The following is a 24,242-nucleotide window of genomic DNA, read 5'->3' as shown; positions in this document are numbered from 1 at the left end:
TAGTAACAAAGAATATCCCAGACAATTTTTTAATGAAGAAAAATAACAGACAAATTTTAGTAATCGATGACGATGCAGTAACGCGCAAGCTTATATGTCACAATCTTGAAAAAGAAGGATACACAGTTTTTGATGCCGACTCATCCAAACACGGACTGGCACAAATAAAGGCTCACAATATTGATTTAGTTTTCTGCGATGTAATGATGGAAGACATGGACGGATTTGAATTCTGCAAACTGGTTCGTCAGGATGAAAGATATCAGGCATTGCCGTTCGTATTTATTACAGCAAGGACTTCCAATGAAGATAAAATCAAAGCTCTTAACTTAGGCGCTGACGATTTCATTTCCAAGCCTGTTAATATACAGGATTTACTTCTCAAGACAAGTTCAATTTTAAAAAGAGTTGAAATATACAGAGTTTACGGAATAAGAAAAAAATTCGAAGAGACATTTTCCGAGAAGCCGTTTCAGATCTTATTGGTAGATGATGACCCGATTATTTTAAAAATTCTCAGCGTAACTTTTATGGGGGCAGGTTATGATTGTTTGATTGCTAACAATGCGCAGGAGGGTTTTGCTTTGGCGAGAATTCATAATCCCGATTTGATTTTATCGGATTACATGATGCCCGATGTTGACGGTTTCAGCTTCAGAAAAATGCTGATGAACGATAACAGGCTCAGCCATATTCCATTCATATTTCTTACTGCAAATGACCAGGATAACGTTGTGATGGAAAGCTTTGATTTAGACATTAAAGATTTTATTAGCAAGACTACAAATCCAAGATTAGTTGCTGCAAAAGTCGGCAACGTATTGAAGACAATAAGAAAAGAGAGACAAAATACTTTGCTTGAGCTGCAGGAAGCTGCGGATTCAATCAGCATGGAAGTTGTGCCTAAAAATATGCCCAACCTTGACGGTTTTGAAATAATTCACTGGCATGTTCCTTTCAAAGGAATGCCCGGCGGAGATTTTATAGATTACATTGAGCTTGATGAAAATAATTTAGTTGTAATATTGGGTGACGTAATGGGTAAGAAATGGGGAGCGTGGTTCTTTACTTTCTCATTCATTGGTTATTTAAGAAGCGCTATAAGAGTTGTGTTAAAAGAACAGAAAGTTTTTTCTGCTAAGGAAGTTTTAAAGAAGGTGAACGAATCTATTTACGATGATGCAAAGATTTCGGAAATTTTTACAACGGTTTCACTGGTAATTGTAAACAAAAAAACAAAAGAAGTTCAATACTCAGGCGCAGGTGATCTAGGTCTGCTTTATTATGATGAAGAAAGTAAGCATGTAAGGCCATATCAGTCAGAAGGTATGCTCCTTGGAGCAAGACAGGACGGCGATTACGATACAATAACAATGAGTTTAAAACATCATGATTCAATGTTTGTACTGACGGACGGAATCATTGAATCAAGAAATAAACAAGGTGAGCAGTACGGTATGGAAAGACTGGTACAAACGATTGAAGAATCCGCCGATCTGCCGAACCAATTTGATTATGTAAAAGAAAAATTCCTAGATTTTACAGGTGGAGTTTTTGACGACGATGTTAGTATGATAGCAATACGATGCGACTAATAATTAATATTTCCTTTTAATTTTTTATTTTTCATTCATTGCATTTAACTGCGGAAATATTATTCTGGTTATTTCTCTTCACAATTTTCTATTCTTACGCGGGCTACGGAATATTGATAATTTTGATTTCGAGAATTCCTTTCCTTATGAAACTTCTTCCTAAGCCGTATAATTATGTTCACTCGGAACGTATAGTTCCTGAAGGCGAACCATATTATCCAACAATTACATTTGTCATTTCCGCTTCGGGTGAGAGTAAACGAATTATTAAAGAAAAAATTGAGAACACTCAGGCTTTAATTTATCCGAGAGAAAAGCTGGAAGTTGTGTTTGCGATTGCTTATGATACGTCAGGCGCAATAGATGAAACCATAGATGAGTTCTATAAGAATTTTTTAGTTGACCCTGCTTTAAAAAATACAACTTCAAAAGATGAAGAGATATATCTGAAGTTTAGAAAATATGACCATGATAAAAATCTGCGTGATGAAAAAATCCTTACTGAAATAGAAAAGCATCTGGAAGGAGATACATTTACAACTGATGACATATCTCTCGAAGGCAAGAAGACCATTGATAATTTTATTAATAACATTGGGAGAGATGACGAGCTTAACATAAAAGTTACAAAGGATATTGAACGTAAAGGTAAAATTTCACAGGTAAACAGAACAGTTGAAAAAGCAAAAGGTGAGATATTAGTTTTCTCCGACGCAAATTCTTACTTCAATAAAGAAGCATTGATAAATCTTGCAAAACATTTTGCAGATAAACAGGTTGGATGCGTTGCAGGAGAGAAGAGAGTAAAGAAAAGTGAGAGTTCAACAAGCGGCGAAGGTGAAGGATTATACTGGAAGTATGAATCACTATTGAAAAAAACAGATTCCAAACTCTGGACGTGTGTAGGTGCAGCAGGAGAAATTTTTGCAATACGAAAAAATCTCTGGGGTGATGGAGTAGAGCAGAATACTCTCATCGAAGACTTTGTAGTATCAATGAAAGTCGCTGAGAAAGGTTACAGAGTAATTTACGAACCGGAAGCATATGCAGAAGAAGAGCCTACAGTCGATATGAAAGAAGAATATATCAGACGAAGAAGAATTGCTGCAGGAGGATTTCAGGCTATAGTAATTTTGAAATCATTGTTCAATATTTTTAAGTACAGAATACTTTCTTTCCAATATATTTCGCATCGAGTATTAAGATGGGCAGTTGTGCCGTTTATCATACCTTTGGCATTGATTTTGAATATATATCTATTAAAAAGCGGGTTTTCGTATATTTACTTTCTCACTTTATTAGTACAGCTAAGTTTTTATATATTTGCATTACTCGGATACATACTTGAAACAAAAAAAATGAAGGTGAAAATCTTCAATATACCATACGTGCTGTTCGTTATGAATTACTCAGCATATGTGGGATTAAAACGTTTTTTAACCGGAGAACAGAAAGTGATCTGGGAAAGAGCCAAAAGATAAATTTAAAACTAATTATATAATAAACCTAAAGGAGATACAAAATGAATTACGAAGCAATTGACCAAAACGGAGTAACATTTCTTGTTATTAAGCTTCGCAGGGCAACGGCAGATGCTGCAAAAGATTTTAAACAATATCTTTTCGATCTTATTGAAACAAGCGGAAAGAAAAAAATTATTATCGATTTAACTGACGTTGAATTTGTTGACAGTTCGTTCTTAGGAGCAATTGTTTCAGGTTTGAAAAAAGTTACAGCAGTAAAAGGCGATATAAAAATCGTTGGTTTGCAAGCTCCTGTAAGAGCTATGTTTGAGCTGACAAGATTATACAAAGTATTTGAAATTTTTGATGCAAGAGAAGACGCAGTTAGCAGCTTCTAATTTTTTTATTTAATAAAGGTTGAAATATTTTAACCTCAATTATTCTTCCCCCGGAATTATTGTAGCAGGCAACACTACAAACCAAAGAATAACAAATTAGTTAATGAAAGAAGAAAGCGTCTCATTAATAATAAACAGCTCAGTTGATTATATTCACTTTGTCAATGACACTGCGGAAATACTTGTGAAGTCAAAGGCAAAGTTTAGCAGGGAAGAAGATAAAGATAAATTCATTCAGGACTTAAGAGTTTTGATATATGAGCTTTTTTCAAATGCAGTTTCTCATTCTAGAAGCAGTAACGTTGCCTTAAAATACACTTTATCAGATACAGAACTGAAAATTGAAATTGAAACGCTCGGTGAAGGATTTATGATCAAAACAATTGATGAAGAAGGAAATTATATTGAATGGAATGCGCCTCCTTACAAAGATGAAATATTAAGTAAGGAATTTATAGTTTACAGAGACGAGGAAAATTTAGTGCTGAGCAAAGTTACCGGAAAATACAGCATGGAATTGTATCACAAAAAAACAGGCAAGATAAGTAAAACAAATAAAGAGATTCCTGAACACTATGGTTTGTATCTTATAGCATGTTTATCCGATAAAGTAAGTTATCAAAGAACTGAAACAGGAAAAGACATTTTTGCAATTGTGAAGAACTTAAAAGGAGAAGAAGCATAGATGAAAGCAATGATACTTGCTGCCGGACTAGGCGAAAGATTAAAACCACTGACACTATCCATTCCAAAACCAATGCTTCCGGTTTGCAATAAACCTGTGATGCAATACTCACTTGAGCTTTGCAGGAAGCACAACATAAAAGACATAAAAGTAAATCTGCATTACCTTCCTGAACAAATTGATAAATGTTTCGGCGACGGTTCTAAATATGATTTAAATATTTCTTACTCGATTGAAAAAAATCTTTGCGGCACAGCAGGCGCAATAAAAAGAGTAAAGAGTTTTTTTAAGGAAACATTCATAGTCCTTACCGGGGACAGCTACCATAATATAAATCTAAATGCCTTAATAAAATATCACAAGGAAAGTAATTCCATTGCTACACTATGCATAAAGAAAACATCGAAAAAAAATAAAGACTGGAAAGCAGAATTAGACGGAAAGAGTAATTTAAAAAGCATATCCGAATCTGAAAATATAAATGATGAATATATAAACTGCGGAGTTTATATTTTTGAACCTGCAATTTTTGAACACATGCCTGATAAAAGTGTTTCAAGCATTGTACAGGATTTGATTCCTGCTTTACTTGAAAAAAATATTGTAGTTAACTGTTATGTAACAAATGATGACTGGAGCAATATTGATTCGCTTGAAGAGTACTGGGAATTGAATATGAGATTATGCAAGTATGATCACGAAGGAGTATCGGGAACAGAAAAATTATCTGAAGGAATTTATATACATCCTTCTGTAAAATTTAATAATCTTCAGGTTGAAAATTTTAAACCTCCGATAATCATCGGAGAGAATACAACTATTTGTAAAGGAGTAAAACTTGAGGGTCCGTTAGTTCTTGGCAAAGAGTTATTTATAGATGAAAATGCTTCGTTGAGTAAATCAGTCATCCTTAGCAATACATACATTGGAAAAGATGTCGATATAAAAGATTCCGTTGTTAATCAGAATTACCACATGAGCGTCTCCGCAAACTTCGGAATGTACGTGGATGATGATAATGTACTGAAGTCACACAGGCTGATACCATTCAAAACAAAGTTTAATTTATTTTTAATAAATGCTACGGATAGGCTTGTAGCTTTTTTTGCTTTATTGTTTCTCACACCGATTTTTGCAGTTGTTGCAGTATTGATAAAGTTAGATTCCAAAGGTCCCGTATTTTATATATCAAAAAGATTGAAAGCTCCGGAAGTTGAGACGAAAGGAAATCATCAGTACGTTTATTTCAAAGAGAAGGCAGTCAAGTATTATGTATTTAGAACTATGTACGTAGATGCAGATGCAAGAATAAAAGAACTGAAGAATAAATATGACACAGGTCCGTTCAGAAAAATTGAGAATGACCCGAGAGTAACAAAGGTAGGAAAAATTTTAAGAAAGACTTCAATCGATGAACTCCCTTTATTCTGGAATGTGCTTAAAGGGCAAATGAGTTTAGTCGGTATATGGGCATTGCCTACATATGAAGCTAAGGAGTTACTTGATAAAGGATTGAAATCAGAAATTGATAACGGAGTTATAGATTTATCCGATGTTGCGCAGGTAAGATTTCAGGGAAAGCTCGGACTTGCAGGATTCTGGCAGGCAAGGGGACGTTCGAATCTTACTGCTGAAGAAAGAGCGCTGCACGATACATATCAGTCAGTGATGGAAAATCTTTCGCATGAAGATGAAGAATATTTAGGGGAGTACACAGAATTTAAATCATATAAGGGCTATTTGAAAATGTTGTTTGAGACGTTCAAGTCAGTTGTAAAAAGAACAGGCGCCGTATAGCAATTTTTAAAAATTAATTACATCTAATAAAATGAAAGGCATTATATTAGCAGGCGGTTCAGGCTCACGATTATATCCTATCACACAAATTTACAGCAAGCAGTTATGTCTTATCTATGATAAGCCGCTTATTTATTATCCGCTTTCTGTTTTAATGCTGTCAGGAATTAAAGATATTCTAATAATTTCAAATGCAGAGACTTTACCATGGTATGAAAAGTTATTCGGAAACGGTTCAAGATACGGCATCAATATTGAATATGTATTACAAGAACAGCCAAACGGAATAGCGCAGTCTTTTATACTCGGAGAAGAATTCATTGGTAATGACAGTGTGACATTGATTCTTGGCGATAATATATTTTACGGTAACTTACAATTCATGTACGACGCAATAAAACATAATACAGGTGGAACGATATTCGGTTACAGAGTAAATGATCCTGAACGTTATGGTATAGTTGAGTTTGATGAGACAGGAAAAGTTTTATCGATTGAAGAGAAGCCAAGCAAGCCCAAATCAAATTATGCAGTACCTGGATTATATGTTTATGATAACAGAGTTGTAGAGATTTCAAAAAATCTGAAACCATCACCAAGAGGTGAATTAGAAATTACCGACGTTAACGTTGAATATTTAAAACTCGGTGAATTAAAAGTAGAGCGCATCGGACGCGGAATAGCATGGCTTGATACAGGAACACCTGAGGCTTTACTTCAGGCTTCAAATTTCTTCGGAGTAATCGAAGACAGGCAGGGACTGAAGGTCGCATGCCTTGAAGAAGTTGCATATCACATGAAATATATTACAAATGAACAGTTTGATGAAATTATAAATGCGCTGCCGAAATCGTTATACAGAACATATTTAGAAAAAGTAGAAAGACATAAGAATTGAAAATAGTACAATCAGATTTAAAAGAAGTTCTATTAATACAGCCGACAGTTTTCGGAGACCACAGAGGATATTTTTTTGAATCATACAGCAAAAAAAATCTGCTTGAACATGGTGTTGATTACGAATTTGTTCAGGATAATATTTCTAAAAGTAAAAAGGGAACTATTAGAGGGTTGCATTATCAGATAGGTGAAAAAGCGCAGGGTAAACTTTGTCAGGTGATTCAGGGAACTGTGCTTGATGTTGCTGTTGATATAAGATTCGGTTCGCCTACATTTGGAAAATATGTGATGTGTGAGCTTAACGATACTGACCACAATTTGATCTGGATACCTCCGGGATTTGCACACGGATTTTGTGTTACATCCGATGAAGCAATTTTTCATTACAAGTGTACTCAGCTCTATAGTCCTAAAGATGAAAGAGCAATTTTATATAACGACGAAGATTTGAATATTCCCTGGAATATCGAAGAGCCTTTAGTATCCGGAAAAGATTTAGTTGCAAAAAAATTTAAAGAAATAGAAAGAGATTTTATTTATTGAAATTAACAATGGGATTTAAAGACAACTCGCCATATTTTACTGATTACGACTCGGGCAGAAAATTCGACCTGCTTACAAAGCTTGCCGAACATATTGAATATGATTTAGGAAAAGATAAACACACACTCACTCAGGATGATGCATTCAAAGGGCTGGCTCATACTATACGAGATAAGATGATGCATGACTGGATACGCACTCAGAAAATTTATTTTAAAGATGATGTAAAGAAAGTTCATTATCTTTCCATGGAGTTTTTAATGGGAAGATTACTCGGCAACTCACTCATTAATTTAGATTATTACAATAAGTGTTTTCATTTATTAGAGCAGATTGGTTACAAGCTTGAAGATATCCGTGAAGTTGAGCACGATATGGGACTTGGTAATGGCGGTCTTGGAAGGCTTGCAGCATGTTTTTTGGATTCACTTTCTACTCTGCAAATTCCTGCTTTCGGATATGGAATAAGATATGAATACGGAATTTTTGAACAGGAGTTTGATGAAACCGGCGCACAGATAGAAAAACCCGATGACTGGCTTTCATACGGAAATCCATGGGAAGTTATAAGACCTGAAATTTTATATAGAGTAAAATTTTTCGGCACAGTTGAAATATATAAAGATGAAAAGGGAAACAATAGATGCAAATGGGTAAATACAGACGATGTGCTTGCAGTCGCATATGATACTCCTATTCCCGGATACAAAAATGAGACGGTAAATACTTTAAGATTATGGCAAGCGAAATCAACTCATGAATTCAAGCTTCAGGATTTTAATAAGGGGGATTATTTCTCAGCAGTACAAAGCAAGAATGATTCGGAAATTATCTCTAAAGTTTTATACCCGAACGATTCATTTCAGCATGGAAAGATTTTAAGACTGAAGCAGCAGTATTTTTTCGTATCAGCAACTATACAGGATATAATTAAGAACTATAAAAAAAATCATAAAGATTTTTCACAGTTTGCTGATAAGAATGCTTTGCAATTGAATGATACACACCCTACAATTGCAATTCCTGAACTGATGAGAGTGCTATTAGATGAAGAAGGACTTAGCTGGGAAGAAAGCTGGAAAATAACTACAAATACCTTTGGATATACGAATCATACTGTAGTTCCTGAGGCTATGGAAGAGTGGTCGATTGATTTATTCGGTAAATTGCTTCCAAGGCATTTGCAGATTATTTATGATATTAATGCAAATTTTTTACATGAAGTAAAAAAAAATGTAAAGAATGATATTCCAACGATTGCAAAGTTATCAATTATAAGAGAAGGTGAAACAAAGTACATTAAAATGGCAAATCTTGCCATAATCGGTTCGCATTCAGTCAATGGTGTAGCTGCATTGCATACTCAGATTTTAAAGGATACTATCTTCAAACATTTTTATGATTTATATCCGGAAAAGTTTAATAACAAAACAAACGGAATTACTCCAAGAAGATTTTTAAAGAAGGCTAATCCATTTTTATCAGGCTTAATTACAGATAAGATCGGTAAAGGATGGGTAAAGGATTTAGATAAATTAAGGAAGCTTGAAAAGTTTGCTGATGAAGAGGAATTTGTAGAGAACTGGATGAACGCAAAATGGTTAAATAAGCAGGCTTTAATTGCTTATATTGAGAAGAATCATAACATAAAAATAAATCCTGAATCTCTTTTTGATGTACAAGTTAAAAGAATTCATGAATATAAAAGACAGCTGCTGAATGCCCTGCATGTAATTCATTTATATAATAGAATTAAAATCAATCCGGATTCTGTTAAGGTTCCCCGAACGATTTTATTTGGCGGTAAAGCAGCTCCCGGATATGACAAGGCAAAGCTTATTATTAAGCTCATAAACAATATTGCGCGGGTTATAAATAACGATAAAGAAGTCGGTGATACATTAAAAGTTTTATTTATTCCGAATTATTCCGTATCGCTTGCAGAAAAAATTATACCGGCTGCGGATTTATCTGAGCAAATATCTACTGCGGGTCTTGAAGCATCGGGTACAGGCAATATGAAGTTTGCGCTTAACGGTGCTTTAACAATCGGAACGTTAGACGGCGCTAATGTTGAAATTCTTGAAGAGGTAGGTGACGATAATATTTTTATATTCGGATTGAAGGCAGATGAAGTAGCATATATGAAGGAGACAGGTTATACTCCTATGGATTATTACAATAAGAGTGAAACTTTGCAAAAGATTTTAAATCAGATTCAATATAATGTTTTCAGCAAAGATGAACCGGGAGTATTTCAATCTATAATTGATGACTTACTTCATGTTGATAACTATTTTGTCTTAGCTGATTTTGAAAATTATATAAACACTCAGCTTTTAGTCGAACAGACTTATTTAGATAAAAAGAGCTGGAATAAAAAATCAATTTTAAACGTCGCAAGAATCGGAAAATTTTCAAGCGATAGAACTATATCGGAATATGCAAGAGATATCTGGCATATTTCACCGTATAAAATTTAAAACTTAACAATACTTAATTATAAAGGAGATATAAAATGAATGTAGCATTAGTTGGTACAGGATATGTAGGTTTGGTATCAGGAACATGTTTTGCTGAAATGGGCGTTCAGGTAACATGTGTAGATAATGATCCGGTAAAATTGGAAAAATTAAAAAATGCAGAAGTCACTATTTATGAACCCGGACTTGAAATAATTTTTTATAGAAACATAGCAAAAAAAAGATTGCTGTTTACAGGTGATTTAAAAGAAGCAGTATTGAATAACGATGTTATATTTTTATGCCTGCCTACGCCGATGGGCGGCGACGGTTCTGCAGATTTAAAATTTGTAATGGGAGTTGCAGATAATATCGGAAAAATTATGAAAGAAAATAATGTAACCGATTATAAAATAATTGTAAATAAAAGCACTGTACCGGTAGGGACTGCGCAAAAAGTAAAACATGAAGTTTCCAAACATGGTGTTACAAACTTTGATGTAGTTTCAAATCCTGAATTCTTACGAGAAGGATTTGCTGTTGAAGATTTCATGAAACCGGATAGAATTGTAATCGGAGCTGAAGATCAAAAAGCTCTTGATGTAATGCGCGAATTATATGAACCTTTTGTCAGACAGGGAAATCCTATAATCGAAATGAATACTGAAAGCGCAGAAGTCACAAAGTATGCAGGAAATTCATACCTTGCGATGAGAATTACTTTTATGAATCAGCTTGCTAATTTCTGTGAGAAAGTCGGTGCAAATATTGATTTGGTCAGAAAAGGTATGGCTGCAGATAACAGAATCGGTAAAAGATTTTTATTTCCGGGTATAGGTTATGGTGGCTCATGTTTCCCTAAAGATGTTAATGCTTTAATAAAAACTTCTTTGGAATATAGCTCAGAAATGACTATCTTGACTGAAGTTAACAAGGTAAATAACGCGCAGAAAACAGTACTTGTGAGCAAAATTCTTGACCATTACAAAGGCAATATTAAAGGTAAACACTTTGCTGCCTGGGGACTTGCATTTAAGCCAAATACTGATGATATGCGTGAAGCTCCATCTGTAATAATTATTAACGAATTATTAAAAAACGGTGCAACCGTAAGTGCATATGACCCTGCTGCGATTGACACTTCTAAGGTTTACTTAAAAGATACTATTACATATGCAAGCGGAGAATATGAAACTTTAGATAATGCCGATGCTTTACTTGTTTTCACGGAATGGAATGAATTCAGGAATCCTGATTTTGAAGTTTTAAAAGAAAAATTATCAGAACCCATTATTTTTGACGGAAGGAATATTTTTACGCCTGAAAAAATGAGAGAATTAGGGTTCACTTATTATAGTATAGGAAGGCAGGATATAAAATGAGCGTTAAAAAAAGAGTTCTAATAACAGGCGGAGCCGGATTTTTAGGATCGCACTTATGTGATAGATTTGTAAAAGAAGGTTATCATGTTATTGCGATGGATAATCTTAGTACGGGCTCACTTGATAACATTCAGCATTTGTTCCCTTTAAGTGAATTTGAATTTTATCATCATGATGTAACAAAGTTTATTCATGTGCCCGGTAAGCTGGATTATATTTTACATTTTGCATCTCCTGCAAGTCCTATTGATTACCTAAAAATTCCAATACAGACTCTTAAAGTCGGTTCTTTAGGAACTCATAATGCACTAGGTCTCGCAAAAGAAAAAGGAGCAAGAATACTTGTTGCATCAACATCTGAAATTTATGGAGACCCTGAAGTTCATCCGCAGAAGGAAGAATACTGGGGAAATGTAAATCCTGTTGGTCCGCGCGGAGTTTATGATGAAGCAAAGAGATTCATGGAAGCTATTACAATGGCGTACCACACTTATCACAAAGTAGAAACAAGAATTATAAGAATCTTCAATACTTACGGACCACGAATGAGGTTAAATGACGGAAGAGCGTTACCTGCTTTTATTGGCCAAGCTTTAAGAGGAGAAGATATAACTGTATTTGGAGACGGTTCACAGACACGTTCATTCTGCTATGTTTCAGACTTGGTTGATGGTATTTACAGATTACTGCTGAGTAATTATTCATCACCGGTTAATATCGGTAATCCCGCAGAAATAACTATTAAACAATTTGCAGAAGAAATTATAAAGCTTACTGGTACAAAGCAAAAAATTGTTTACAATCCATTGCCTGTTGATGACCCAAAACAACGTCAGCCCGATATTACAAAAGCGCGTGAAATTTTAGGATGGGAACCTAAGATTAACAGAGAAGATGGCTTGAAAATTACATACGAATATTTTAAGACTGTATTAAATAAACAATAAAAATTTATACCCCGAAATTTATTTGATGACTAAATACTTTTTAGTAATAATTTTCTTACTAACAACATTCGGTTTAGCGTACAGTCAGGATAAAGAGCCTAAAAACTTAATTGATACTTTAAAACTGATTCCTCAAAATCCGGATACAACAGACTATCTTGAAAAGCTTATATATATAGCATGGCAGAATTATCCTGATAATCTTGCCTTCAGATATTTAGTCGGAGTTCAGGAAGAAGATTTATTTCAGAGAAAGTGGTCATGGCTTGATAACCTGAATTTAACTTATCAATATAATCCGCAGCCGGGTACTACAACAAATCCGAATGACAATTCATCGCTTCCAAAATTCGGCATTGGCGTAAGTATTAATATCGGTTCTATTTTCACGACTCCAAGTAAAATTACACAAGGCAAATATTATCTTGAAAGAGCCAAGCTTCAGGTTACTCAGCAGAAGCTATATATCAGAAGCGAGGTTTCTAAAAGATATGCACATTATATTGGTAATATCAATTTGATGAAAATCAGAACTCAGGCAGTTAATGATGCTCAGACCTCACTCACTATGGTAAAATATAAGTATGAACAAGGGCAGGTTAATCTTGAAGAATATGACAGGGCACTAAGAACTTACACAGATAATCTTGAAAGACAGGCAGTAGCTGAAATGGATATGATGTTCAATAAAGCGGATTTAGAACAACTTGTAGGAATTAAACTTGAAGACATAAAATAAATGGATTTTTTAAGCTTCATAAAAGTTTTACGAAGAAGAAAATTACTATTGCTAATTGTTCCAATCATTGCAATAGTTATCGCATATTTCCTTACTAAAAATATTCCTGAAGTCTATAAGTCGCAGGCACAAATTGCTACAGGTATTACCCAGGAAAATAAAATTTCAATTAGTGAAGGTGATAAAGGCGGATTTTCTTTTGATAACGTTGCCGTAAAATTCAGCAACCTTATTGAAGTAATTAAATCCAAACAGGTAATGGATTTAGTAGGATATAAATTAATACTTCATGATTTAACTGATCCTAATCCTTTTTCTAAAAAATCCAAGATCTTTAATAACTTAAACACTCAGGCAAAAAATCATGCGAGGGAAATAATTCAGCAGCATCTTGATTCAATGAAGTCCCTTGATTTTCAGAATGAAGATGAGAGAGGGATGATTCAGCTTATTGAGAGCTGCGGATACGATGAAGTAAATATTCTTAAGAAATTAAAAGTTGAGAGATTAGGTTCCAGTGACTTTATTCAAATTGCTTACGAGTCCGAAAATCCATATCTAAGCGCCTTGGTGGTAAATTCAGTTACTGAAGCTTTTCTGAAATATTATGATACCTCTTCTTCTCAAAGGGCAGATGCTTCAGTTGCTTATTATACTGAGCTTGCCGAGCAAAAGAAAAAAGAACTTGATGAAAAAGTAAATGCGCTGAAAACCTATAAACAGCAAAACGGTGTAATTAATATTTACGAACAGACAAAATCTTTAGTAAATCAGATTTCGGATCTTGAACTTTCTCGTGAAGGAGAAAATAAAAAAATAACATCTTCATCTAAGGCGGTTAAGGATATTGATAACCGATTCACAGATAAAGAGAAAAAATATTTAGAAGCAGGTAATACTCCTTACTCTAAGAAGATTGCTGAAATGAAACAAAGAGTAACAGATTACTCCAATGAACTAATTTCAAAAGGCTATTCACCTAAAGTAGTTAATGATTCTTTAAATAGCCTCAAAACAAGTCTCGATGCTGAAATTAAAAAATCTTCCGATGAATATTTATACAATCCCGATGTACCGAAACAGGAATTGGTTACCAAAAGAATTGATTACGAACTGGACTTAGTTGTTGCTAAGTACTCTGTTGAATCTATGGATAAAGAACTTGCTCGTTTAAGGCAAATCGTAGTAAGTTTTGCTCCTATAGAAGCTTCTATTTCTGCTCTTGAAAGAGAAATTACGGTAGCTGCAGATGTATATCTTTTAATTCTTAATAAATTAAATCTTGCAAGAATTGAAAACGTTACGAAGGGAACATTAAAGCAAATTGAGTATGGCATTCCGGGTCCTCCTGAAGCTTCAAAAAAAATTCTCCTTATAATAATGGCAGGATTTATAAGCTTAATACTTTGTATAGTTGTAATTTTTGTTCTTGAGTATCTTGATGTAACAATAAAAGCACCAAAGCAATTTTCAAAATATACTGGACTTAATTTACTTGGCTACCTGAATTTACTAGAAGAAGGTAAGATTGATTTGAATTCAATTTTTACCGAGAATACTGCAAGGTACGATACGAATTCAGAGACGTTTAAAGAATTATTAAGAATCATAAGATATGAGCTTGCGCAGAGAATGACAGATTCCAAAACTCTTTTGTTCACAAGTACTAGATCCGGTGAAGGGAAGTCGCTTATAATTTCATGTCTCGCATATTCTTTTGCAATTACGGGAAAGAAGGTTTTAATATTGGATTCGAATTTTAAGAATAATACTCTTACAAAGATGTTTAAGGCAAATCCTAATCTGGAAAGTTATTTGCGCGGAGAATTGTCATTATCTACTGCTGTGACTGAAACATCTGTGAATAATATCGATATCATCGGCTGCAAAGGCGGAATGTATTCTGTAAGTGAAGTTGCGCCTTCTGATATAATTACAAGAAAGATTTCTGAAGTTAAAGATAAGTATGATTACATTTTCTTTGAAGGTACTTCATTAAATAAATACTCCGATTCAAAAGAACTTATATCTTATGTAGATGCATTCACAACTGTATTTTCTGCGTTGAACTCAGTAGATGAAGCGGATAGAAATTCGATTGCATTCGTTAAAAAAATCGAACAGAAATACATTGGAGCGATATTAAATAAAGTTACAATGGATAATCTTGAACAGGTTTACGGTGAGCCGCTTAAAGTTAAGAAGAAATAATCTGTCTTAATAGTAATTCAAACTGAATTTTAATGTTTCTGAATCTTGAGCTTATTACAAACAATATTATTCGTATTTCAGTTATTCCTGATATTTTTTCTGCTCCTTCCGTTTTTTAATCTATTCTTTTCCATACTAATACCGCGTAAGAAATTAAAAAAAAATTTCGATAAGAAATACGATTTCGCTGCAGTCATTACTGCTTACAAAGATGCGGTGATTGCTGTTCATTGCGTAGATTCAATTCTTAAACAAAAATATGAAAATTACATTGTTTACTTAGTTGCAGATCAGTGTGATGTGAGTAATATTAATTTTCAGAATGACAAAGTTGTAATTTTACGTCCGGAAGAAAAGCTCGGTTCCAAAGTAAAATCAATACGCTATGCAATAGATAATTTCAACAGAAAGCATGAAGCAGTAATAATATTTGACCCTGACAATCTTGCACATCCGCAGATGTTTTCTAAGATGAATTTATTTTTCAATAACGGATATAAAGCGGTGCAGGGAAGAAGAACTGCAAAAAATGTGGAGACAGTTTATGCATCACTTGATGCAATGGGTGAATATTATTATAATTACGTAAATAAGTATGCTCCTTATAAACTACGTTCATCTTCACCGATTGCCGGTTCAGGAATGGCAATTGATTACAATCTGTATGTTGATCATCTGAATCAATATGAATCCGGTTCTGATAAAGTTATTGTAGCAGAAGATAAACTTCTGCAGGCTGAAATAGTTGCAAAGGGATTTCATATAGCATTTGCACGTGATGCAATAATCTATGATGAGAAAGTATCATCAGGTGAACAGGTTGAAAGACAAAGAACCAGATGGATTAATTCTTATTTCAAATATTCATTAAAGGCCGTTCAGATAATATTTCAGGGAATTATAAATTTCAGCTGGAACCAATTTTTATTCGGTTTAAATATTTTTCTTCCTCCGTTATTCATTCTTATTCTGTGCAGCGGATTCTTTTTCATATTCAATTTTTTTGTTGATAAGCAGATGTTCATTGTCTGGTTATGCGCAATTGTAATATTTGTTTTGAATTTTAATGCTGCGTTATTATTAAGCAATGTTGAAAAGGAAATCTGGAAATCGATGTGGGGTATTCCTCTGTTTATGTTCAATCAGATCATGGCGCTCTTAAAAATAAAGCGCTCGAATAAAGATTTTATGGAAACGGAGCATACAAAGCTTTTAACTATAGATGATGTATTAAAGCAAAAAGGAATCAACAGTAACTCAACAAAAATTAAAGTGCTACACTCTATAAGACAGGGTTCGTTCGGGGGAGGTGAAACATACTTATATAATCTGGTTACAAATCTTGATAAAAATAAATTTGAACCGGTAGTGCTTAGTTTTTCTCCGGGTGCAATGGTAACTGCTTTAAAGAAAGTCGGCATTAAAACTTATGTAGTTAATACTGAATCTCCGTTTTCAGTTTCCGCATATCCCAAAGTTAAAAATATTTTTGAAAAAGAGTGTATTGATATTCTGCATATTCATGGAACCCGTGCAGGAAGTAATACTCTTATTCAGGCATTAAAAACAAACCTCACTGCTATTTATACAGTGCATGGCTGGTCCTTCCACTCAGGCTTATCTAAAATGGTTACTGACTTAAGGAAGCTGAGCGAAAAATTCCTTTTAAAAAAATCTGATTTGGTTGTATGCGGTTCACAGGCAGATTTAAGTAAAGGAAGGGAATTAGCTCCCGATGCAAATTTCAAACTGATATACAACAGCATAGATACATCTTTATATACACCCGATAGCAGTATGAAAAACATAAGGGAGGAATTTGGATTCTCTGATAGCGATGTAGTTATTTTATTTATTGCAAGACTTACGTATCAGAAAGATCCGCAGACATTCGTAAATGCTGCTAAAATTGTTCTCGATAAAATTCCTGATGCAAAATTTTTAATGGTCGGCGAAGGTGAATTAAGAAAAGACTGCGTTGAGCTTAGCCACACACTTAACATTTATGACAAAATAAAGTTTGTCCCGTTCAGGCAGGATGTAAAAAATATTTTATACTCCACTGATATTTTTGTTCTCCCTTCACTTTGGGAAGTTGTGCCTCTTGCATTGCTTGAAGCTATGGCAATGAAGAAGGCATGTATTGCCACTAATATTAAGGGCACCAATGAAGCATTGAAAGATAATTTCAACGGGTATTTATTCGGAGTAGGTAACTTTGTTGAGCTTGCTGATAAAATTGTTTCTCTCATCAATGATAAAAATCAAAGAATTAAACTTGGTGAAGAAGCACGCAATACAGTTGTAAGAGAATTTGACCTTAAAAAGTTAGTAAAAGAAAATGAGCAGCTGTATTCCTACATGGGACATTTTTAAAATTATTGAACTGATATAAGATTGTTTGCAAAAGATTCATATTGGATGAAGTCGGGGATTTACACAATGGGACAGCGTGTAACTTCTCTGATAACGGGATTCGGCGGATTTTATATACTTGTGCGTTTACTGAGCAAAGACGATTTAGGTGCATGGGCATTGTTTGTTTCTGTAACTGCGTTGATAGAAGTCGCCCGCGGCGGATTGATACAAAATGCTCAGATTAAGTATTGCGCAACGGCTTCAGCAGAAGATTATCCGAAAATTCTGACTGCTTCGCTCTCATTGAATGTAATAGTTACAATTTTTTCTGTTATTGTGTTATCGGGACTCGCACATTTCATGAGTAACTTATGGCACTCACCGCAGCTTGAAATGATGTTTTATCTGTACGCCATTACCACAGTAATATTAATTTTTTATTACCAGTTTAATTTTATACAGCAGTCTAATTTAGATTTTAAAGGGATTTTCTACAGCAATCTTATCCGGCAGGGAGTGCTGTTCATCTTTATTTTTTTATCATGGTATTATAATCACGATATAAAGTTATATGAACTTGTATGGATGATGTCTATAGGCGCATTGCTTGGAGCAGTTCTTTCATACTTTTTTGTAAAAAATTACTGGAAGATTACTTATAAACTTGAGTGGGAATGGGTAAAAAAGCTTTTCCATTACGGTAAGTATGTATTTGGTACTAACATCTCTTCTATGATTTACACAAGCATTGACCAGATGATGCTTGGTTACTTAATGCCTGTATCTTCAGTAGCTATTTTTAATGCGGCAAACAGAGTCACAAATTTTGTTGAAGTCCCGTTATCATCGGTAGCTGCAATAGTTTTTCCGCAAAGCGCAAAAAGAATTGAAACGCACGGTAAGGAAGCGGTTACATATTTGTATGAGAGGTCAGTCGGTTTGCTTGTTGCAATGATTTTGCCTGTAACAATAGCGTGTCTGATATTCTCAAAATGGATTATTATAATCATTGCCGGTAAAGATTACGTTGAGGCTGCTCCTATATTACAAATTATTATTCTGGCAACGCTTATTCAGCCTTATATTAGACAGTTTGGAACAACGATGGATTCAATAGGGAAGCCGAAGACAAATTTTTATCTTTTAGTTTTTATTGCTGTAATTAACATAGGTACGAATTATTTTTTCATTTCGACATTCGGCCTAATAGGTGCAGCATTCGGAACGTTCACAGCTTTACTGATTTTCTTAGTCATCAGTCAGGTTATTTTATACCGGGAACTGAATATTAAATTTCATCATACTTTTATTTACATGTGGAAGTTCTATGTTGACGGATTTAATAAAGGACTGCACGTTCTTAAAACAAGAAAACTTAGAGGGTAAATGAAAATTACCGGAAGAGACATAGTAATAACGGGCTTGCAGGCATGGGATAATGATATCGGAAGCAATTGTATAAACATTGCAAAAGAATTTGCAAAAGATAACAGAGTGCTGTATGTGAATTTCCCATTGGATTCGCGAACCATTATGAAGGGAAAGAATGATGAAAAAATCCGGAAGAGACTGGCAATAATAAAAAACGAAAGGGATGATTTAGAACAGGTTGGTGAAAACATCTGGACGCTTTACCCGAGAACTACTTTACAATCAATAAACTGGATCAGTTTAGAAGGCATATTCAATTTTTTTAATAAAAGAAATAACACAAAATTTGCATATCAGATTTCAAAAGCGCTTAAGAGATTAAACTTCGATAAATTTTTCATTTTTAATGACAGCGATATGTTCCGCAGTTTCTATTTAAAGGAATTTTTGAAACCGGAGTTATATATTTATTATAGCAGGGATAACCTCATTGCAGTCGATTATTGGAAAAAGCACGGCATCAGAATTGAAGCAGAATTAATAAGAAAATCTGATTTATGTACGGCTAATTCAACTTATTTAGCTGATTATTGCAGACAGTTTAATCCGAATTCATATTACGTTGGTCAGGGATGTGATTTAAGTTTGTTCAATCCTAATTTAATGACGGATATACCTGATGATATAAAAATAATAAAGTCACCAATAATTGGATATGTAGGAGCGTTAGTTGGTCTCAGACTGGATATAAAGCTGCTTGAATTCATTGCTGAGAACCGCCCGCAATGGAATATTGTTTTAGTCGGACCGGAAGATGATAATTTTAAGAATAGCAGGCTTCATTCTTTTTCAAACGTTCATTTCCTTGGCGCAAAAAAGATGGAAGAGCTGCCGTTATATGTTAAAGCATTTGATGTCTGCATAAATCCGCAGCTTGTAAATGAAGTTACAATCGGGAATTATCCGCGAAAAATTGACGAATATTTAGCTATGGGAAAACCTACTGTAGCTACGGCAACAACTGCTATGGAAGTTTTCGCAGATTACTGTTATCTTGCAAGAAATAAAGAGGGTTACATTGAATCAATTGAAGCTGCTTTGAACTCAAACAATACTAAAGAAGCTAAACGAAGAAGAGACTTTGCAATGACACATACCTGGGAAAACAACGTTGTAGAAATTTATAAAGCTATGAATGATGTATTACAAACAAAAGAGGAACTTGAACTATAATGGGATTACAGGATAAAATAAAAAACAATCCGGGATTAAAAAAGTTTGTACTTTGGGCGTTGATGCCTAAGAATCAGGCAAAACCAAGGCTTTGGGTTAGGTGGTTTGTCAATCCTATAATTCATAAAAAAGCAAAGGGAGCAACTGTTTGCAGAAGAACGCGTATGGACGTGCTTCCATTTAATAAATTTTATTTAGGAGTCAATTCAACAGTTGAGGATTTTGCAACCGTAAATAACGGAGTTGGCGACGTAATAATTGGCGACAGAACGCGAATAGGACTTGGGAACGTAGTAATAGGACCCGTAACAATAGGCAATGATGTGATGTTTGCACAGAATATTGTACTTAGCGGATTAAATCACGGTTATGAAGATATTAACACTCCACCTTCCATACAGCCGGTTTCTGTTAAACAGATTACTATTTCAGATGATGTATGGATAGGAGCCAACGCAGTTATTACAGCAGGAGTTACAGTAGGCAAGCATTCAGTTGTTGCTGCAGGAAGTGTTGTAACAAAGGATGTTCCGCCGTTTTCAATTGTGGGAGGAAATCCTGCAAAGTTAATTAAGCAATATAATCCTGAAACTAAACTCTGGGAAAGGGTAAAGTCATGACAGAAAAGTGTACGAAGTGTAATAAGAAATTGAATCAGTTTGGTACTTGCGATTACTGCGATTTTGATCTTGATAAAAAGACATTGCTAATAGAAAAAATTGCAATTGCATTTGCATTTGTAAGTACGTTCGGATTTTTTGTTAAAATTGTTTTCTTTTAATTTTTATTTTTGATTTAATGCAGAAAGATCTATCAATTATAATAGTCAGCTGGAATACTAAAGGGCTTTTGAGAAAGTGTCTTCAATCGGTTTATGATGAGACGAAAAAATATACATTTGAAATTGTTGTTGTAGATAACGATTCACCGGATGATTCAGCAGGTATGGTTCGTGAAGAATTCCCGGATGTGAAACTTATTGCAAATAAAACCAATAATGGATTTGCGCCTGCCAACAATCAGGGACTTGAAATAGCTACAGGTAAAAATATTTTATTCTTAAATCCTGATACCCTTGTACTCAAAGGAGCAATAGATAAGATGATGGATTACCTTCTTGCAAATAAAGATAAAGGTGTAGGATGTGTTGTAAGTAAATTACTGAATGACGATATGACTTTGCAGAAATCGGTTAACAATTTCTTTTCGTTCTGGTCTTCATTTTTTGAGAATCGATTTTTTGCCGGAATGTTATCTAAGCTGAATACTAAAAAGATGTTCATGTCATTCTGGGACCATAATGATACCCGTGAAATTGACTGGGCTTATGGCGCAGTATTTTTAGTTTCGGAAGAATGTTATAAAAAAGCCGGTATGCTCGATGCAAGATTTTTTATATATGCAGAAGAGATGGATTATTTTATGAGAATCAGAAAAGCAGGTTATAAATCAATTTTCCTTCACGATGTTGAAATTATTCATTTCGGCAAATCAAGCTCACGCCAACGCAGAGCTGCAATGTTCATTCAGAATTACAAAAGTTTGTATTTATATATAAAGAAGCATTACAATCCGCTTACTTATTACTTCTACAGAATCCGCGCATTTATTTTTCTGTTCCTATGGGAAATTATTTTTTCATTAAAGTTTATTCTTCATAAGCTTACAGGAAAATCTACAGAGGAAGATACTGAACAACTGAAAGTATATTCACAGACAATCAAATGGCATTTTACTTCAGATAGCTTAATCAGCAATTAATTGTTTAATTTTGAAATAAATATTGACTCTGCCCCTAAAAAATCTTTCTTCTCTTTATTGTGGCAGAAGATATTTGAAGAAAAATTAAATAATTCCCTCGGCATTTTCTTCCTTATACTCTGCTCAGGATTTATAGCTGCAGCAATTTCATTCGGCGGAATAAAAATCGGCGGTGTATTAGGAGCATTATTAATCGGCTCTCCGCTCATCATTGCCAGCATGTTCAATCTCAAGTTCGGTATTTCATTTACAATAATGTTGTCATTTGTATTTCTGGGAGCAAAGAGGATATTAGATGATATTCCATTGGGTATATTAATGGATGTAATGATTGTTGTGATGCTGTTCGGACTTTTTATAAGGCAGATAAATGAAAGGGACTGGAGCTTTGCAAAAAACCCCATAAGCAAAATTATTTTAGTCTGGATACTTTATAACCTGCTCGAAGGCGCGAACCCATGGGCAGAATCAAGATTAGCATGGCTTTACACAGTACGCGGATTTGCAGGATTTACGATTATGTATTTTCTTTTGATGTATGCAATTGATTCAAAAAAATTCCTGTTCCTTCTTATAAAAATCTGGCTGCTGTTCATGACTTTCGCTATGATATATGGATACAATCAGGAGTTTTTCGGTTTGCTTCCGTTTGAATTGAACTGGATAATGGCAGATAAGGGTAGATATATGCTGCTGTTTCAGGCAGGGAAGTTCAGAATGTTCTCATTTTTCTCTGACCCGCTTGTTTATGGATTCTCGATGTGCTTTACAGGAATGCTTTGCTTTATTTTGGCAGGCGGACCGTTCAGATTGTACAAAAAGGTATTCTTATATACATTAGGCTGCCTTATGATTTATGGTATGCTATTCTCAGGAACACGTGCTGCGTTTATATTACCGCCGGCAGGATTTTTATTTTACTCCATTGTTAAGTTTAAGAAAAATATCCTGATAACAGGGGGAGTGCTATTTTTTATAGTAATGATACTATTAAATATTCCTTCATCTAATCCAAATCTCGTAAGATTGCAGTCAGCTTTTAAGCCAAGTGATGATGCTTCTTATCAGGTCAGAGTCAGGAATCAGAAATTTATTCAGCCGTTCATTCAGACTCACCCAATGGGTGGAGGATTAGGAAGTGTTGGTGAGTGGGGTAAAAAATTCTCGCCCTGGTCTCCTTTAGCAAATTTTCCACCGGATAGCGGATACGTTAGAATAGCTGTAGAAATGGGCTGGATTGGACTATTTTTGTTCTGTTTGATGCTTTTTATTGTGTTTAAAGAAGGAATTAAAGATTATTTGAGAATAAAAGATCCGATGTTAAAAACGATTTCATTGGGTATGTTGACGGTGGTTTACTCTTTAACATTAGCAAATTTTCCACAGGAAGCAATCGGGCAGTACCCTATAAACTATCTTTTTTTTGTTGCAATAGCGATAATTAACAAATGCAGGCAATTTGATACTCAAACTGAGAATAGTTTGGTACAATAATTGATATAATGCGTTTTATACAAAACTAACTGTTAATATATGATTCCATTTAGACTTCCTAAGTGGGTTTTGGGCATACTTGAAATTCCACGTGATTTTGATAAACTCTCAGCTGAATTTGTATCTGAGTTGAAGCAAAACCTTTCAAAATTTTCCACGAATAATCCAACCGTTTCTATTGTAATGCCGGTTTATAATGAAGAGGAAAATATTGTTCAAACATTGTTTTCTTTATCAAAATTAAATTTGAACCATAGAACTGAATTGATTGTAGTAAACAATAATTCTACCGATAGAACTCAGGAGATTCTCGATAAATTAGGTGTAAAGACGTTTTCGCAAACCAGGCAGGGTATTAGCTATACTCGCCAGCTCGGGCTTGAAATGGCAAAAGGAAAATACCACTTATGCGTTGACGGAGATTCAATCTATCATCCCGAATGGCTTAATGAATATATAAAACATCTTGAAGATGAATCCATTACAGTTGTTTACGGTCCTTATTCCTTCATTCCACAGTACGGATTATCAAGAAGAAAATATTTTGCCATATATGAAATTATAACTACTAATTATTTCAGAGTGAGAAGAAGAAACAAAGAATTCCTTAATGTATTAGGATTTAATTTCGGATTCAGAACTGAAGACGGTAGAAAAGTCGGAGGATTCAATACGTCACGTCCCAGATGGTCAGACGGATGGATGGCAATGACATTGCAGGAATTAGGCAAAATTAAATTTGTGAAAACTGAAGGGACAAGAGTATGGACAACTGCAAGAAGAATAAATGCAGACGGCAGCCTTGTAAGAGCCTTTATGAAAAGAGTAAAAAAAGCTACTCCAAAGATTTCGGACAATATAAATAAATTTAAATTTAGCTAATAAATAGTAATATTCCGACAA

The 24,242-nt window shown here is 34.4% G+C and carries 20 protein-coding genes; all 20 read left to right on the top strand.

The window, feature by feature from the left end:
* The first annotated feature begins 32 nt into the window (after nucleotides 1-32).
* The 20 genes from JST55_13405 to JST55_13310 all read left to right on the top strand — a co-directional run bounded on the left by JST55_13405 (nucleotide 33) and on the right by JST55_13310 (nucleotide 24,221).
* Nucleotides 33-1,595, top strand: a complete 1,563-nt coding sequence (locus JST55_13405; protein MBS1494506.1) for a response regulator — start codon at nucleotides 33-35, stop codon at nucleotides 1,593-1,595.
* Between the two features lie 146 nt (nucleotides 1,596-1,741).
* The gene (locus JST55_13400) at nucleotides 1,742-3,076 is read left to right on the top strand and encodes a glycosyltransferase (protein MBS1494505.1); all 1,335 of its coding nucleotides are present in this window, start codon (nucleotides 1,742-1,744) and stop codon (nucleotides 3,074-3,076) included.
* Between the two features lie 41 nt (nucleotides 3,077-3,117).
* A complete protein-coding gene (locus JST55_13395) occupies nucleotides 3,118-3,456 on the top strand; it encodes an STAS domain-containing protein (GenBank protein ID MBS1494504.1) in 339 nt (112 codons plus the stop codon).
* Between the two features lie 103 nt (nucleotides 3,457-3,559).
* The gene (locus tag JST55_13390) at nucleotides 3,560-4,141 is read left to right on the top strand and encodes an ATP-binding protein (GenBank protein MBS1494503.1); all 582 of its coding nucleotides are present in this window, start codon (nucleotides 3,560-3,562) and stop codon (nucleotides 4,139-4,141) included.
* Nucleotides 4,142-5,938 (top strand): sugar transferase, encoded by a 1,797-nt coding sequence (locus JST55_13385; protein ID MBS1494502.1) that lies wholly within the window; start codon nucleotides 4,142-4,144, stop codon nucleotides 5,936-5,938.
* Nucleotides 5,939-5,969: 31 nt separating this feature from the next.
* Nucleotides 5,970-6,836: a glucose-1-phosphate thymidylyltransferase RfbA gene (gene rfbA, locus JST55_13380; protein ID MBS1494501.1), complete on the top strand. Its 867-nt coding sequence runs from the start codon at nucleotides 5,970-5,972 to the stop codon at nucleotides 6,834-6,836.
* Nucleotides 6,833-7,381: a dTDP-4-dehydrorhamnose 3,5-epimerase gene (gene rfbC, locus JST55_13375; protein MBS1494500.1), complete on the top strand. Its 549-nt coding sequence runs from the start codon at nucleotides 6,833-6,835 to the stop codon at nucleotides 7,379-7,381. Before rfbA ends, rfbC begins: the two co-directional genes overlap by 4 nt.
* Before the next feature lie 8 nt (nucleotides 7,382-7,389).
* Entirely contained in the window at nucleotides 7,390-9,864 is a 2,475-nt protein-coding gene (locus JST55_13370) for a glycogen/starch/alpha-glucan phosphorylase (protein MBS1494499.1), read from the top strand.
* Nucleotides 9,865-9,899: 35 nt separating this feature from the next.
* Nucleotides 9,900-11,225, top strand: a complete 1,326-nt coding sequence (locus tag JST55_13365) for a UDP-glucose/GDP-mannose dehydrogenase family protein (GenBank protein ID MBS1494498.1) — start codon at nucleotides 9,900-9,902, stop codon at nucleotides 11,223-11,225.
* Nucleotides 11,222-12,172 (top strand): SDR family oxidoreductase, encoded by a 951-nt coding sequence (locus JST55_13360; GenBank protein ID MBS1494497.1) that lies wholly within the window; start codon nucleotides 11,222-11,224, stop codon nucleotides 12,170-12,172. The genes JST55_13365 and JST55_13360 overlap by 4 nt, the downstream gene beginning before the upstream one ends.
* Nucleotides 12,173-12,197: 25 nt before the next feature.
* Nucleotides 12,198-12,911 carry a TolC family protein gene (locus JST55_13355; protein MBS1494496.1) on the top strand — a complete coding sequence of 238 codons (714 nt, stop codon included), beginning with the start codon at nucleotides 12,198-12,200 and terminating at the stop codon, nucleotides 12,909-12,911.
* Nucleotides 12,912-15,122 (top strand): AAA family ATPase, encoded by a 2,211-nt coding sequence (locus JST55_13350; protein MBS1494495.1) that lies wholly within the window; start codon nucleotides 12,912-12,914, stop codon nucleotides 15,120-15,122.
* A gap of 45 nt (nucleotides 15,123-15,167) precedes the next feature.
* Nucleotides 15,168-17,498 (top strand): glycosyltransferase, encoded by a 2,331-nt coding sequence (locus tag JST55_13345; protein ID MBS1494494.1) that lies wholly within the window; start codon nucleotides 15,168-15,170, stop codon nucleotides 17,496-17,498.
* A gap of 21 nt (nucleotides 17,499-17,519) precedes the next feature.
* Complete coding sequence (locus JST55_13340; GenBank protein ID MBS1494493.1) at nucleotides 17,520-18,866, top strand: flippase; 1,347 nt, start codon at nucleotides 17,520-17,522, stop codon at nucleotides 18,864-18,866.
* Nucleotides 18,867-20,084: a glycosyltransferase gene (locus tag JST55_13335; protein ID MBS1494492.1), complete on the top strand. Its 1,218-nt coding sequence runs from the start codon at nucleotides 18,867-18,869 to the stop codon at nucleotides 20,082-20,084. It abuts the gene before it with no gap.
* The gene (locus JST55_13330) at nucleotides 20,084-20,704 is read left to right on the top strand and encodes an acyltransferase (GenBank protein ID MBS1494491.1); all 621 of its coding nucleotides are present in this window, start codon (nucleotides 20,084-20,086) and stop codon (nucleotides 20,702-20,704) included. The genes JST55_13335 and JST55_13330 overlap by 1 nt, the downstream gene beginning before the upstream one ends.
* Nucleotides 20,701-20,865: a hypothetical protein gene (locus JST55_13325; protein MBS1494490.1), complete on the top strand. Its 165-nt coding sequence runs from the start codon at nucleotides 20,701-20,703 to the stop codon at nucleotides 20,863-20,865. The genes JST55_13330 and JST55_13325 overlap by 4 nt, the downstream gene beginning before the upstream one ends.
* 17 nt (nucleotides 20,866-20,882) lie before the next feature.
* Nucleotides 20,883-21,845, top strand: coding sequence for a glycosyltransferase family 2 protein (locus JST55_13320; protein MBS1494489.1), 963 nt, complete (start codon nucleotides 20,883-20,885; stop codon nucleotides 21,843-21,845).
* Nucleotides 21,846-23,339, top strand: coding sequence for an O-antigen ligase family protein (locus tag JST55_13315; protein MBS1494488.1), 1,494 nt, complete (start codon nucleotides 21,846-21,848; stop codon nucleotides 23,337-23,339).
* Nucleotides 23,340-23,378: 39 nt separating this feature from the next.
* Complete coding sequence (locus tag JST55_13310) at nucleotides 23,379-24,221, top strand: glycosyltransferase family 2 protein (protein MBS1494487.1); 843 nt, start codon at nucleotides 23,379-23,381, stop codon at nucleotides 24,219-24,221.
* Nucleotides 24,222-24,242: the final 21 nt, after the last annotated feature.

Source organism: Bacteroidota bacterium (genome assembly GCA_018266835.1).
GTDB lineage: Bacteria > Bacteroidota > Ignavibacteria > Tepidaquicellales > Tepidaquicellaceae > JAFDZO01.
This window is presented reverse-complemented; position numbering and strand designations above follow the sequence as displayed.